The organism is Bacillus sp. WC2507 (assembly GCF_052656125.1).
This window is the reverse complement of the sequence record NZ_JBQXPN010000001.1, coordinates 2,409,418-2,423,162: the sequence shown is the minus strand read 5'-3', so window position 1 is coordinate 2,423,162 and position 13,745 is coordinate 2,409,418. Positions and strand designations below refer to the sequence as shown.

Genomic DNA, 13,745 nt, shown 5'->3' with positions numbered 1-13,745 from the left:
TTTTGTTAAGCTGCTTTACGTCTCCATAATACATATGCAGAAGCTATACATAATACACCCATACCTACTTCTGTAGCTGCACTATGAGAAGATGCTCCTGTTTTTGGTAACGTGCTACCATTTCCGGATTTTTTATTTTTAACCGGTTCGTTATCGACAACAACTTTTAGAGTGTCATCTCTCGTTTCTTGTTGTACTTGCTTTTGTTCTTCTGGTTGTTCAGTAACTTCTTTTTCTACTACAACATTTTCTGAATCCACATTTGGTTTCGTATCGATTTCAGGAACAGATACATTTGACCAGTCATAAATCGATTTTTCAAGATCTTTAAACTGAAGTAGTGCTAATAACGCTTGCTCTGTAGCCATTCCGCTACCGTTTTGATCACTTGGTAACCATTTGAATTCACCATTTGGAAGTTGATATGACAGTAGATTTTGCACTGCCTTATGTAGACGGTTTTGATCTACATCTTTCACAAGTGATAGTCCAATAATTGCTTGCGCAACACTATTAGAGTTTTCTTGTCCATCAGCAGAAAAACCACCATTTTCTAGTTGCTCTTTATATAAATAGGCAACAGCTTTTTCTACAGCTGTCTTCACATCTGGTCGATCTTGATATGGAGCTAATGCTGATAAAACCATACCTGTTACATCAACGCTACTAGCACTGTCTTTACTGCTTGCGCTATCGTAAGTCCAGCCGCCATCTGTATGCTGTGAGTTTAAAAGCGCATCTACTAAAGCAACTCGATTCCATTTTGAATTCACTGGCACTTCATATTTCTTCGTATCAAATGCAAGTAAAGCAAATGTATAACCTGTAACAGAATTTACTTTATCTGATTCATACAATTTTTGAACTAAATTATGTTCGCCAACCTTTGTAGGGTCTGCTTGCATTGCATTCATCATAATAATCGTTCTAGCTAAATCTGTCGCTGAAAAACGGTTAATGCGCTTTTCTACTTTTTCAGTTACTGACTTAACATAATTTAATTTCGCCTCAATTGGAACATTCTTTCCAGAAAGAGAAAGGCCTAAAGCTACCCAATCACTTTCAATTCCATCTTGTAACATCTTTTCAGATGTCTTAGAGATCGCGTCATTTACTTTCGCTGCTGGAACTTGAATGTTCTCTTGCTTTGGTTGTTCTATCTTTTCATCATTTGTTTTTGGTTCTTCTGGTTTTTCTTGTTTTGGATCATCCGTTTTTGGATCATCTGTTTTTGGGTCTTCTGGTTTTGGGTCATCTGTCTTTGGTTCTTCTACAGTTTTACAAGTACCAAATTTATCTAATGTTTGCTGTAATGTTTCCTGGCTCATATTGCTCCAGTCTGCAACAAAACGAAAGACAACAACATCTCCAGACTTTAATTTATAACTATCTGCTCCAACTTCTGCAGATTTATCATTTACATCATACAACCAGCCGCTTGTGTCCCCAGCCATTAAGCCGTCAATGCCTTTAACATACGTTCCAAACGACATCGTCTCTGCTGTTACTTTGTCCCCCATGACTTTTTGCAGCAAACTTAAAGCTGTTTCCCCATCTGTAATTTGCTCTTCTTTCGGACATAACATAATGCCCTTTTGTGATTCACCAATAATTGCAAGTTTTGCTGTATTTCCTTCAGCAAACGTAATATGTACTGTATTCGCAAAAGAAACAAATACAAGTGTAACTGCCATTAACGACGTAAGCAGCCATTTTTTTAACATTGCCATCCCAAAATTTCCTCCCTTACTACTATTCACACAAAAAAAGGCCCTTCAAGGGCGTGCAATTGACACTCTTTTTTTGTAAGTGTCGAACAAACTGTGCAACACCTCCTACCCGCATCATGCGCGGCTATATTTGTATAGGAAAAATAATTTTGTTTATGAACGTATCATTGCGATAACATTCACTTTTCTAGGCACTTCTTACTTCCATTTCAGTTATCGTAAAACGATAAACCTATACATTCTGTAAATTATAAATTTCTGTATTATTTTACTATTGACAAAGAATTTTGTCCATGCTTTATCGGATTTATTTTCTAAGAATAGTAACTTACTAGCCTTTAACGATGCAAACTCTTTTCACTAATAATGACGCCATCTTCATCCGCATACACATATTCATTCGGCTTCCATTCTACTTGTCCAAATTGCAATGAAATATTTCGTTCTCCTTTCCCTTCTTTTACACTTCTATTTGGTAATGTCCCTAACGCTAAAATACCTATATTCATATTCTTTAGTTCACTAGAATCACGAACATAACCATATACAATAATTCCTGCTAGCTTTCTTTCCTCCGCAATAGCTGCCAAATTATCACCAAGTAACGCACAATTCGTAGATGCTCCGCCATCAACAACTAATACCGTTCCTTCTGGTAGTGTTTGCAATCCTTCCTTCACTAGTACATTATCATCCTTCACTTTTACCGTTGCAATTTTCCCGTGGAATTGTTCTTTCTTCCCAAAAGACCGAAAAGACTGGCGACATATTTGCAATTCATTTTCAAACTCATCACATAGATCCGTAGTTTTCCACATCTTTTTCCCTCTTTTCCTTATTCTTTCTATATAACATATTCTTGGATTATTTTCGTTTCCCTGTCTAATGTTGCAAGAATTTGTATGTGCAGAAAAAGGACAGAAAAACTATTGCCTTAGGAAGCAACCTTTATTATAATCGATTTCACAGATAAGTTTCAGAATATTAAAAATTAACCAAGTGAAAAAGGAGGAGTTTTATGCAATTACAGACTGAGGCAAAAAAACAGCCGCGTAAACGAAAATTTAAAATGCCTGACGCGTACGTACTACTATTTTTTATTGCCTTACTTTGTGCAATAGCTACATATTTCGTTCCTGCTGGAGAGTTTAAAAGAGTTACAAACGGGACTGTTACAACGACAATACCAGGAAGTTATCATTCTGTTCCACAATCGCCGGTAGGATTTGTTTCTTTTTTTACCGCTATTGAAAAAGGAATGACACTTGCTGCTCCTATCATCTTTTTAATTTTATTTACGGGCGGGGCTATTGCCATTCTTGAAAAAACAGGTGCTCTTGACGGTTTAATCTATCATGTGATTAACAAATTTCGTAATCAGCAATTACTTTTCATTTGCATTGTCGCCGCACTCTTTTCTATTCTCGGAACGACTGGTATTATCGTTAACTCAGTTATTGGCTTTATCCCCATCGGCATCATCGTTGCACGTACATTAAAATGGGACGCTATCGTCGGCGTAGCAATTATTTATTTAGGCACTTATGCCGGTTTTAATGCTACTATTCTATCTCCCTCACCTTTAGGCATTTCACAAAAAATTGCAGAACTTCCGATGTTTTCGGGGATTGGTTTACGCACGGCAATTTATATCTCTTTTTTAATTGCTACCATTTTATATATTAATTGGTACGTAAAACGTTTAAAGAAATCGAATAAAGGAAGCATTCTCGGTGACAACTGGTTTCCAAGTAATGCTCTTTCAAGTGAGAGAGAAATAGAGAAAACAGAAGTTCCTTGGACAATACGCCACAAATTAATTTTACTCGTTTCAGCTTTATCGTTAATTGCATTTTTAATAGGCGCTTTTCGTCTACATTGGACAGACGCAGAAATGACCGCTACTTTTATTTTCATAGCAATTACAGCGGGAATAATAGGCGGCATGAAAGCAAACGATATCGCTTCTACTTTTCTAGCAGGCTGCCAAAATCTCATATACGGTGCTTTGATCGTCGGAATGGCTCGTTGTATTTCAGTCATTTTAGAACAAGGCAAATTGCTTGATACAATTGTGAATCAGCTAGCACAGTCTCTCGAAGGACAAAGCCCTGTATTTGGCGTTATCGGTATGTATGTAAGTAGTGCCGCATTACATTTCCTCATTTCATCCGGGACAGGAGAATCTGTTATTTTCATTCCGATATTAGCTCCATTAGCTGATTTCATGCACATTACACGCCAAGTTACAGTACAAGCTGTTATGCTCGGCGAAGGTGTGGTAAACTGCCTCAATCCAACTTCCGGTGTTTTAATGGGCGTACTCGCAGCGAGCGGCATTTCTTACGGAAAATGGATTCGGTTTATGGCTCCTCTTGCATTCATCTGGTTTATCATCGGACTTATTTTTCTTATTGTTGGCGTGAATATTGAGTGGGGACCTTATTAAAAGACTCATATTATACTTAACTTGATAAAATATCTATCCTATTCCCCTCTCCAATCCTATAAAAATCACTTATTCTAGTATAGATATAAATAGGGATTGATCATAGTGATCAATCCCTTCTCTCAAAGTAAAATACCTTTAAGTATTTTAGTTCCAAATTTTATTTACCCATTCCGGATGATCAATAAAAGGATTACGATTATGTTGATATTTCGTAAAAATCACTTCATTACGCTTTCGCTCTAAATCATCTACCGGGTCTTGTTCATTCCATTTTAGTAAAACAGATAGTTTGCCCATGTATGGATCTTTATTGTTATTCACCTTTTCATTTAATTCTAAGTCTATTTCCCCATTGTCTCCTTCATAACGAACAGCCATGTAAAATAGCATTCTAGCGATATCTCCTTTTACACTATCACGAGGCTCCCAAGAATCACTATCATATTTACATTCTGTCGCTTCCGAATGATTTACGCCACCATTATCAAAATCCAGATTTCCACGTGAACTATTTACAGATACATCCGTCGCTCTTAAATGATGCAAATCTGTTCCAGGTCCTGCAGTCGTGCCAAAATCACCGTGTGATTTTGCCCAAACATGCTCTCGATTCCAATTATCCACTCCTGAACCATTCGTAAGTTTCCCTTGCGAACGCCCAGTATATAAGAGTATCACATTGTTTTTATTATTTGGATCTTCATCAGTATCTCTTAGCGCTTCCCAAACCGCACTGTATGATAACTTTGTATGATCATCAATAATATTATGCAGTTCCTTCTTTAATTCTAAACCCGTTTTTCCTATTGCATTATTATAATATGTATCGTCATAGCTTTTTACAGTAATCTCTTGTGGTGATGCAGAAGCTACTTCACCGTGTATGATATCTGTGAATGATAGAGATGCAGTACCTAAAATAAAAAATGAAGATAGTGTAACCATAGCAAGCTTTGTATTCCGAAACTTCATATACCCATTTCCCCTTTAAAATATAATTTGAAGCTATTAACTAAAAAGAACTTTCTATCCCTCAAAACTTTTAGAAAGCCATACCCACCCTTTTCTTTTTATTTAATACAAAAACTCTATTGAGTCTGTATCATTTCCCCACTTTGGTTTATCTACTTTTCAAGCAATTTCACTTTTCACAAGGAATATCCTTCTCTAGTAAAGATTATTAAAATATTCCTTACAATTAAAAAGTAGTTTAATGTTAACTTATATATTTCAATTTTTTTATGCAATTATGCATATTTGATAAATCGTTCAAAAAACATTTTGAATAAAAATTAAGATGATAGTTCGACTTTTCCTTTTTCTATAATTGTCTTTATTTTTTGGTGTAAAACCCTTCTTCCTCTGAAGAATAAGTACAAAAATAGATTGGATACCATGTAGGCACCAATCTATTTTAATTAGAGAAACTGTGTCAATTCTGAGTTCACAACACGTTGTGCAGTAATGATAACACTTTCAGCTGTTAGTCCATAAACACTATATAGTCCACCAGGTTGATTAGGAACAATTTGAACTTCATATTCAAATGCTTGTCCAAAAGCAGGATGAACTAAACTTAGAGTTGCAAAAGTAGAAGCATTAGAATTCACATTGAAGTTTACCTGTTCAATTAATGCTAATGAACCGTCAAGTCTAAAAACTCTAGCTACTCCAGTAAGTGGGCCCGCAGTACGGTTAAGGATCTTCACCCTAACTCTATTTGCATTAGCAGGTTGATTTCCTACGTTTTCAATTGGTCCTGTAGTAAGAGCCATATAACATCACCCCCATTATATTATTATGATATTCAATGATACACATTGATGTTATAGTTTAATTACCCAATTTATTTTAAATAAAAAAGCTTGTTTCTTATATTTTTTATAAGAAACAAGCTTTTCTTTTTCAACTACCATTCCTAAGATAAGTTCATTAATCTCGGAAACTTTTAAAGTTACTTGACGTTTATGTTGGGACAGAACTACTACTATTTATTTGGTATCGAATCTATATACTTTTTAACTACTTCATATACATATTCTTGATTTGCCGCCGCTGTATTTGGGTTGTATTTTCCGCCGTTTGTTTTATTGTTGGATAATACTCGAATTCCTAAAAATGGTACATCATAAGCTTTTGCAATTTGCGCCGCTGCAGCGCCTTCCATTTCTTCTACAGATGTACCGTATTTTGTATGGAACCACTTAATTCTATCCACTTCATTATTCCAAAGATCTGCTGAACCTATAGTCCCTTCAACCACTTTACCTTTTGTATATTTATCTTTTACCGCATTAGCTGCTGCAAGTAAATCCTTATCTCCTTCGTAGTATCGGATTTTCTCAGCATTTGGATCTTCTCCTGCACTTCCTTCCGAAGCCATTAAGTCCATTGAAATCCATTTTGTCGGTTCAATCCCTTGATTCTCATCCATATTTGTTGTTTTTAATGAACCTATATTCGCGACTTTTTTTCCTAAAACAATATCAAATACATGTAAATTAGGATCATGTCCACCTGATGTTCCTTGGTTAATAATCGCTATAGGCTTATATTTTTCAATAGCCACTGCTGTAGCGGCTGCTGTATTTTCCATTCCTTTACCTGTTTTCGCAACAATTACAGGATAATTGTCGACAGTGCCTTTATAAAATGTAAAAGTTCCAGACTTTTCTTCCTTCACATTTTTTAACCTTTTGGCAAACTTCTCAGCCTCTATCGGCATTGGCCCTTGAATTAAGATAGGTTGTTGATTATTTTTTGCCTCTACTACTTGTTTTGGACTTGCATTACACCCCGCAAGTATTGAGAATGACAATACCGTAGTAGTTACTAGCGCCGCACACTTTTTCAGCATATTGTTCTTCATAAATAATCTCCTCTTTCTCTTGTTGTTTTCTATACTCGATGCTTTTGGTCCAAACAAAAAAGTTCTAGAAATTGTAGAAAAATCTCTACTTTCTAGAACTACGGTAGTCAAAGTTAATTAAGCAAAAGATAAAACAATTGCCAAATTATAGATCGGTAGCGCTCATTGAACAGCACGGCCGAATACTTTAACCCGTAGTCCAGTTCTTTCATTGGGAACTAGGTAGAAACGCTCGGACCATATTACCGAGTATATACGAGTGATGATGTGTAAAATTATTATATTGGTAATATATCAAACTTTTAGTGTACACGCAATCTAAATGTGAACATTTTTATCAAAAACGTCTAAAACGTTCGTTTTTAAAACTAAAACCAATAGGTTTTTCATTATATAGGGGATAAAAACACAAAAAAACTTACAACACAAATACTAAACTAGATTCACCTACAACAACCGATCGTATATCAACAATTGATTTTCCTCACTTCCACCTTATATTGAGTTGGAAGTCTTATTCCTCTCGTATTGCGAGATAAAATGCGCCTCTATCCAATTCACAATTATTTCTTCTAGCATCGGGTGAAGTGGCTTTCCCGCTCCCTCTTTATAGTTCTTTTGAAGCTCTAATACTTTAAAATCTCTTTCAAAACTTTTTAAACTATGATCCATATTTTTTATTACATGTACTGCTGAATCACCCTTCACATAATGACCAATTCGCTTCATTTCCCATAAGCTATGACGGTAATTACAAAACCTGAACACTACAAGATTATTATCTACTTTCATTGTTATACCAAACGTTACCTCTTATAAGACGGATTATATGAGGGGCGAAATAAATAGGAACACCAAATGTTTGGCTAAACCAAACCGAAATTCATCTCCCACCTACCGCTAGACTATCGCCTTTCACACGCCCCAGGAAGGAGACTCCTTTCGGATAATACGTTAACACTATGCAACTCTCTACCTAGTATTTCACCGTTATCTTATAATAATGACAAAAAGGATTGATTATAGTAATCAATCCTTTTCATTTTCATCGCTCAAAACTAAATCTCTGCAGCTAATAAATTGTACTCATTGTCAAAAGAAGCATGGATTCTATGTCCACCAAATAAATCTCCATCATTATATTCGCAATATATATCATTTTCTCTCATTACAATGTCCATCAGAGTAATAGACCGCTCAAATGTTTCTTTCGTCATATCATATTCTCCTGCATCTACAGCATCCCAATCTAAATGTTCATCATTCTCATCATATTCAGGCCAAAAATCATTTTTATACTCTATTAATTCTTCCGCTATAGCGACCTTAGCTTTTTTATCAAATTCCTCTAAACATACATAAAGCTTTTCTGCTCTTTTCATCATTTCATGTACATGTACACGTTCATTTCTAATATCCAATTCCCAATGTACTTCTCCTTCGTTTTGTTCATATGTATGAAAAGTTTCATTAAAGATAAACATTCCAATCAATTCACTTTTTATTGATTTTTCCATGATTTCATTTCCTTTCTATATGTGAAAGAGATACTGTTATATTTTAAGTAGTTATAGCGTTGACTTTCATATTATATAAAACCTGCATTATGGAGAAAGTAAAACTTTAATTGAATTGCAGTGAAGTATCCTATACTTCACCCCTCTGCCGATAAAACAGCAACCCCCTCCCGTTTTGGGAGAGGGTCAATCCTTATTTTGTTTTTCTAACAATTGAATAATCCTATCTAACTTTTGCTCAACTGGACTTTGCTTTTTGCGATTACTAGTATGCAAAATTATACGTATAATTCCTCCCAACAATACACCGATAATCAATGCGGTGATGGCGTAATAAATACTAGTTCCTAAAAACATTATCCAAACCCCTTTTTCCTTATTATACTATCCGGAAGATGTGATTTGTTGCGTAATTTCGATTGTATCAGTTATTCATGATACGTTAACATAATGTCTCATTGATGCTAATACATTTCCACACCTCTTATTATTAACACACAGGTCTTCTACAGGTCATCGCTCTCCCTTCCACTCTCCTCAAATCTGCCTAATTTTGATGCGTAAATCTTACTGCCCGGCAAATAGCGAGAGACATTTATTAATAAAAAATCAAAAACACTTGAAGTTGACGTTGGGTCATTTTATATACTGTTAAGTAGCTACTATTTAGCAATTTCATAAAAGAAATTAGAAAAATAGGAGGTTTTCAGATGAAACAGGGCGATATTATTATTTATGGATGTGTCATTATAGGTGCAGGTATTGGACTATCACTGGATCATGCATTTCCTGGTGCACTGATTGGATTAGGAGCAGGCTACTTACTTAAAATTTTTTTTAGTAAAGAAGAATAGATGTGGAATGAAGAAAATAATCGTTAACGATAGAATCTCAACGTACAGAAAGGTAGGTTTATCAGTTGATACACATTAATAAAGTGGGAGAACTAACAGGCGTTACAGTAAGGACACTGCGTTATTACGATAAAATCGGATTATTAAAACCAGCATCCAAAACAGAGGGTGGCCATCGTTTATATACAAATGAAGAAATAAAAAAACTTCAGCAGGTTCAATTTTTAAAAAAGGTTGGATTTCCGTTACAAGAGATTAAACATATGCTCGACTTCAATAAGTGGGATTGGTCGGATAGTTTAAAGAGTCAATTATCTTATGTAATAAATGAGCAGGAAAATTTAAAGAAAATAGAATTATCCTTACGGGAAATGATAAATGGAATTGCGATAGAAGGAGAAGAAAGCTGGATCGCGATTCAGAAGATCATGCAATTATCCAGCAAAGATAAAGAGATACAACAGTATTATCGCGAATCTGTATTTAAAGAAAAAGAGATACAACTATTGTCAAAGGTTCCTAAAATGGCAAGTGACTGTTCTAATTCACTTGAATGGATTGCTCTCATAGGTCAGTTAAAGCGTTATATGAAGGACGGACCAAAAGCAACGAAAGTCCAAAATATCATAAGAAGAATGGAGGAAAAACGCTTAGAAGAATTTGAAGGTGAGGATGAATTTATAGATAAACTTTGGGAGATACGGATGTCTCCAAAACAATCAGAGAAGCTGAATTTATATCCAATTGATCAAGATGTGCTTCAGTTTATGAACGAAGCATATGCCATTTTCATGATTGAAAAGAATAATCCTAAGCCGAAATAAGGGGGCACGAGCGATGGGTACAGAACAACTTCTCCTAATAGGCGGATTGGCCATATTGGACACGCTAAGCCCTACTACAATAGGAGTAACAATATATCTACTTTTAACAGATAAAGAGAATCTTACGAAACGTTTATTCGTTTATTTATTCACGGTAGCAGGATGTTATTTTGCTGTTGGAGTTTCACTCATGTTAGGATTAGATTTTTTGTTTAAGTTTATTTCTGGCGTATTTCAAAACCGAATCGTAAGCTGGTCGTTCTTTATTATTGGAGTCATATTATTCATCGCAAGCTTTTATATTCCACCTAAGAAAACTTTAGAGATCCCTTCACCAAAATCAAAAAGTATTTTTTCAATGATTGCGCTAGGATTCACTACTACATTAATTGAAGCGGGGACTGCATTTCCTTATTTTGCAGCAATTGGCATACTTACTACTTCTAATCTATCATGGATAGAATGGTCTTCTATTTTAGCAGGATACAACTTTATTATGGTACTGCCCTCTCTCGTGCTGTTTCTCTTCTATCTCCTATTTGGTCGATGGATGCAAAAACTCCTCGAGAGACTTCGAATGAAAATCGCTAATAGTACAGGATCAGCTCTGTCATGGATTATGTGTATAGTTGGCCTCCTCCTAATATTAAATAGCCTGGATTATTTATAGGGTGTTTTACCAAAGTATTAGAAAAGATCTTATTAGCTCAAAAGTAATGTTAAACGAATTAGAGTATTTACAATAAGGAAGGGATTATTATGCTTGAAATTACTAATGTAGAAGAACTTACACTTACACCTACAAGCTCAGGCCACACCAATCCTTCTTTTACAGGCAGTTACTCTCCCTTCCCTCTTCCTCATATTCATCTAATTTTGATGCAGGATAAAATTCGTATTCATCCAATTCTTAATTATTTCTTCCAGCTGCGGATGAAGTGGCTTATCTGCTCCTTCCACATAAATCTTTTTAAATTCCAACGCTTTAAAATCACCTTCGAAATATTTCAAGGTATGATCCATATTTTTTATTACATGTACTTCAGAATCACCTTTCACATAATCACCAATTCTCTTCGCTTTTTCAGGATTTGCCTGAAAGTCTTTATCACCAGCAATTGCTAGTACTGGACATGTTACTTGTTGTAAATCTTTATAAATATCATGCTGAAAATGCTCTCTAAACCACTTTGCATTCATTGGCTTAAAACCAATTTTCACAATATCTTTTTTGGAGTTTATCATTTTCTCTGTTGCCTTTTGTGCCTGCTTTTCTCCTCGTTTCTCAATATTGAGAAGACGCATTAACTTTCCTTTTATTCCTTTTTGCTCTTTTAACTCCTTATAAATAATCTCCCTTTGTCTTTTCGTAGCTTCTTCTAATGATTCCGCAGCTCCCGTAAGTAATAAGAGCCCCTTAACTGGTGTTCTTGCGTTTACTACCGTCGCTAACATACATCCTTCACTATGACCAGCTAAAATGATATTTTCCGGATCAACAAATGGTTGTTCTTTTAAATACATAATCGTAGCCTCTATATCACTAACTAAATCCCACATTCCAGTCTTCAGAAATTCTCCCTCACTCTTTCCTACTCCGCGCTTATCAAAACGGAGCGTCACTACTCCAAGCCTCGCCATTATATGTGCTAAATCTTTATATATATTCGCCGCAAGCTTTAGCGGTAATATCGTTCCATCACGATCAATCTCTCCAGATCCAGCAATAATGACAACCGCAGCATACTTCCCGTCAGCTTTCGGTTTAGTAATCGTACCGAGCAAGGTAAATTCACTATTTATCGCTACTTCACATTCGTCAAAAGCCATAATTTTTTCCTCCCTCTATTCTTTTATATCTAATTTAAATTTCAAACTCACTATTATATTTTTATACTCTCTTATATCTTTCATCGGAGTGAAAACTGGATTCTCTGCAATACTTTGTAACATGCTCTTTTTTATAATTTCTTCATTTCTAACCGTTTTAGCGCCGAGCGGAAATTCTGCAAACCATTCATCAATCGCATCAAAATAGGAATCGCCGTGTAAATGCAGACTATTTACTGTGAAACTAGCTGCACAAACTGTTGCGTATTTCTGCAACATTTCTAATGCTCTTTCAAAATTCCCTTGCATGCAATATACTTGTGCAGCAGCATAGTATACTTTTAAAGTCATATTAGGATGTAGTTTTTCTATTTCATACACGTCTATTAACATAAAAGCTCTATTTAAAATTACCTCTACCTTTTCAGCGCTTGAGGCATTTAATATTACATAATTCGGTATTGTCGCAACGAGTTGTATTAAATGTTGGTACATACTAATTTGCATCATTTCATTCGCCTTTTCAGCATTTCCAAGCATTTGATACGCCTGTGCGATTAGATCTTCCTCTGGAAAGTTAGGACGTATCGTTTCGCCAAGTAATTGAAGCACCTCATTTGGTCTATTGAGTATAAGATAGCAAGTTGCTTGAAACGATACCGCCTCTTTCACAAGAGATACATCATCACTTTCTTCTTGCACCCTGCTAAAGAGATACATTGCTTCTTCTAAAATTTCAATTCTTTTATCCGTATCCTCAGTTAACATATGGTGGTTAATAAAAAGTAGTCCCATTTGAAGTAATAATGGAAAACAAGAATAATATTTTTTAATTATTTCTCTGCATTCTATCATTACTTCATCAAACGGTTCTTCACTAAAAGCTTCCGCTAGTCGATGATATAAATTTTTAATATCTTCCTGCTCCATTTGTGGTGTATAACTAATTAGTTCATCAATACTTATGTTAAAGTACGATGCTAACAGTGGTAAAAATGTAATATCCGGATAACTCTGCCCTGTCTCCCATTTGGAAACAGATGCCTTCGTAATACCGATATACGCCGCTAACTCTTCCTGTGTAATTCCCTTTTCTTTTCTCTTATCCGCAATGATTTTATGAATCTGAATCTCTCTCACTGTATCACCTCATACTTTTATTATATGTACTATATTCTATACAAAATATGGATTTAAAGTCGACTTTCGTTAACAAAATCAACTGTTGGGAAACATCTGTCTAAAATTAAAGGCAGGAACATATTTGATATGTTCCTGCCTTTTTATTGTAGGGTACCGATATATAGCCATCTAGCTAAGATTTAGAAGTGCTGCAAAATCAAAAATTTTATCTCACCACCGTTTTTTATGAGAATCCAGTGATCAGCTTATTTACATAATTATCGTTATTGGAAGTAAAGTAAACCCCATAGTAGGGGGCCCACCACATCGCTATCAAGCTAACAAAAGACAACTACCCCCAGAACGAAATTTTGTGCTAATTTGTAATAAAAAGCTCATTTTTTTCGTTAGGGGTGGATTTCAATTTCTATAGTTTTCACAGTAACATCTCCTAAACAAAATGGTAAAAATTTATTGCGTTCACTATCGCTTTGTTCTTCTTTACAATACATTTAATCTATTAAGATTTAAAAATTATACAACAAAA

General features: G+C 35.1%; 13 protein-coding genes, 1 pseudogene and 1 riboswitch. Of the genes and pseudogenes, 4 read left to right on the top strand and 10 right to left on the bottom strand.

Annotation, left to right across the window (positions count from 1 at the left end; all coding sequences use genetic code 11):
- Window positions 1-5: 5 nt before the first annotated feature.
- Window positions 6-1,730, bottom strand: a complete 1,725-nt coding sequence (locus tag ACUN28_RS12870; protein ID WP_016087064.1) for a DUF4430 domain-containing protein — start codon at window positions 1,728-1,730, stop codon at window positions 6-8.
- Between the two features lie 338 nt (window positions 1,731-2,068).
- Window positions 2,069-2,548 carry a ribonuclease E activity regulator RraA gene (gene rraA / locus ACUN28_RS12865; protein ID WP_016087063.1) on the bottom strand — a complete coding sequence of 160 codons (480 nt, stop codon included), beginning with the start codon at window positions 2,546-2,548 and terminating at the stop codon, window positions 2,069-2,071.
- A gap of 200 nt (window positions 2,549-2,748) precedes the next feature.
- On the opposite strand from rraA, the gene ACUN28_RS12860 reads away from it, so the two are divergent.
- Complete coding sequence (locus ACUN28_RS12860; RefSeq protein WP_016087062.1) at window positions 2,749-4,179, top strand: YfcC family protein; 1,431 nt, start codon at window positions 2,749-2,751, stop codon at window positions 4,177-4,179.
- 147 nt (window positions 4,180-4,326) lie between these two features.
- Here the strand turns inward: ACUN28_RS12860 and ACUN28_RS12855 are convergent, their stop codons facing one another.
- The 6 genes and pseudogenes from ACUN28_RS12855 to ACUN28_RS12830 all read right to left on the bottom strand — a co-directional run bounded on the left by ACUN28_RS12855 (window position 4,327) and on the right by ACUN28_RS12830 (window position 8,925).
- Window positions 4,327-5,154, bottom strand: coding sequence for an endonuclease I family protein (locus tag ACUN28_RS12855; RefSeq protein ID WP_016087061.1), 828 nt, complete (start codon window positions 5,152-5,154; stop codon window positions 4,327-4,329).
- Between the two features lie 446 nt (window positions 5,155-5,600).
- A complete protein-coding gene (locus ACUN28_RS12850) occupies window positions 5,601-5,957 on the bottom strand; it encodes a hypothetical protein (protein ID WP_001229419.1) in 357 nt (118 codons plus the stop codon).
- A gap of 212 nt (window positions 5,958-6,169) precedes the next feature.
- Entirely contained in the window at window positions 6,170-7,051 is an 882-nt protein-coding gene (locus tag ACUN28_RS12845; RefSeq protein WP_016087060.1) for a 5'-methylthioadenosine/S-adenosylhomocysteine nucleosidase, read from the bottom strand.
- Window positions 7,052-7,226: 175 nt separating this feature from the next.
- Window positions 7,227-7,330, bottom strand: a riboswitch (purine riboswitch).
- 216 nt (window positions 7,331-7,546) lie between these two features.
- A pseudogene (locus ACUN28_RS12840) lies at window positions 7,547-7,777 on the bottom strand (hypothetical protein); the annotation flags it as partial.
- A 332-nt stretch (window positions 7,778-8,109) separates the two neighbouring features.
- Window positions 8,110-8,568, bottom strand: coding sequence for a DUF2262 domain-containing protein (locus ACUN28_RS12835; protein WP_016087058.1), 459 nt, complete (start codon window positions 8,566-8,568; stop codon window positions 8,110-8,112).
- A gap of 186 nt (window positions 8,569-8,754) precedes the next feature.
- A complete protein-coding gene (locus ACUN28_RS12830; RefSeq protein ID WP_016087057.1) occupies window positions 8,755-8,925 on the bottom strand; it encodes a DUF4083 family protein in 171 nt (56 codons plus the stop codon).
- Window positions 8,926-9,278: 353 nt separating this feature from the next.
- Here ACUN28_RS12830 and ACUN28_RS12825 point away from each other — a divergent pair, with 353 nt between their 5' ends.
- The 3 genes from ACUN28_RS12825 to ACUN28_RS12815 all read left to right on the top strand — a co-directional run bounded on the left by ACUN28_RS12825 (window position 9,279) and on the right by ACUN28_RS12815 (window position 10,916).
- On the top strand, window positions 9,279-9,422 hold the full coding sequence (locus ACUN28_RS12825) for a hypothetical protein (protein ID WP_016087056.1): 144 nt from the start codon (window positions 9,279-9,281) through the stop codon (window positions 9,420-9,422).
- 65 nt (window positions 9,423-9,487) lie between these two features.
- Window positions 9,488-10,246 (top strand): MerR family transcriptional regulator, encoded by a 759-nt coding sequence (locus tag ACUN28_RS12820; protein ID WP_016087055.1) that lies wholly within the window; start codon window positions 9,488-9,490, stop codon window positions 10,244-10,246.
- Between the two features lie 13 nt (window positions 10,247-10,259).
- A complete protein-coding gene (locus ACUN28_RS12815; RefSeq protein WP_016087054.1) occupies window positions 10,260-10,916 on the top strand; it encodes a GAP family protein in 657 nt (218 codons plus the stop codon).
- Between the two features lie 200 nt (window positions 10,917-11,116).
- On the opposite strand, the gene ACUN28_RS12810 is transcribed toward ACUN28_RS12815, so the two are convergent.
- Together ACUN28_RS12810 and ACUN28_RS12805 are read right to left on the bottom strand one after the other, a co-directional pair.
- Window positions 11,117-12,076 carry an alpha/beta hydrolase family protein gene (locus ACUN28_RS12810; RefSeq protein WP_016087053.1) on the bottom strand — a complete coding sequence of 320 codons (960 nt, stop codon included), beginning with the start codon at window positions 12,074-12,076 and terminating at the stop codon, window positions 11,117-11,119.
- Between the two features lie 15 nt (window positions 12,077-12,091).
- Window positions 12,092-13,216: a helix-turn-helix domain-containing protein gene (locus tag ACUN28_RS12805; protein ID WP_016087052.1), complete on the bottom strand. Its 1,125-nt coding sequence runs from the start codon at window positions 13,214-13,216 to the stop codon at window positions 12,092-12,094.
- Window positions 13,217-13,745: the final 529 nt, after the last annotated feature.

Bases quoted from the DNA above. Each gene is read 5' to 3' on its own strand.
- ACUN28_RS12870 (WP_016087064.1), bottom strand. From the start codon at position 1,730: ATGGCAATGTTAAAAAAATGGCTGCTTACGTCGTTAATGGCAGTTACA.
- rraA (WP_016087063.1), bottom strand. From the start codon at position 2,548: ATGTGGAAAACTACGGATCTATGTGATGAGTTTGAAAATGAATTGCAA.
- ACUN28_RS12860 (WP_016087062.1), top strand. From the start codon at position 2,749: ATGCAATTACAGACTGAGGCAAAAAAACAGCCGCGTAAACGAAAATTT.
- ACUN28_RS12855 (WP_016087061.1), bottom strand. From the start codon at position 5,154: ATGAAGTTTCGGAATACAAAGCTTGCTATGGTTACACTATCTTCATTT.
- ACUN28_RS12850 (WP_001229419.1), bottom strand. From the start codon at position 5,957: ATGGCTCTTACTACAGGACCAATTGAAAACGTAGGAAATCAACCTGCT.
- ACUN28_RS12845 (WP_016087060.1), bottom strand. From the start codon at position 7,051: ATGAAGAACAATATGCTGAAAAAGTGTGCGGCGCTAGTAACTACTACG.
- ACUN28_RS12835 (WP_016087058.1), bottom strand. From the start codon at position 8,568: ATGGAAAAATCAATAAAAAGTGAATTGATTGGAATGTTTATCTTTAAT.
- ACUN28_RS12830 (WP_016087057.1), bottom strand. From the start codon at position 8,925: ATGTTTTTAGGAACTAGTATTTATTACGCCATCACCGCATTGATTATC.
- ACUN28_RS12825 (WP_016087056.1), top strand. From the start codon at position 9,279: ATGAAACAGGGCGATATTATTATTTATGGATGTGTCATTATAGGTGCA.
- ACUN28_RS12815 (WP_016087054.1), top strand. From the start codon at position 10,260: ATGGGTACAGAACAACTTCTCCTAATAGGCGGATTGGCCATATTGGAC.
- ACUN28_RS12810 (WP_016087053.1), bottom strand. From the start codon at position 12,076: ATGGCTTTTGACGAATGTGAAGTAGCGATAAATAGTGAATTTACCTTG.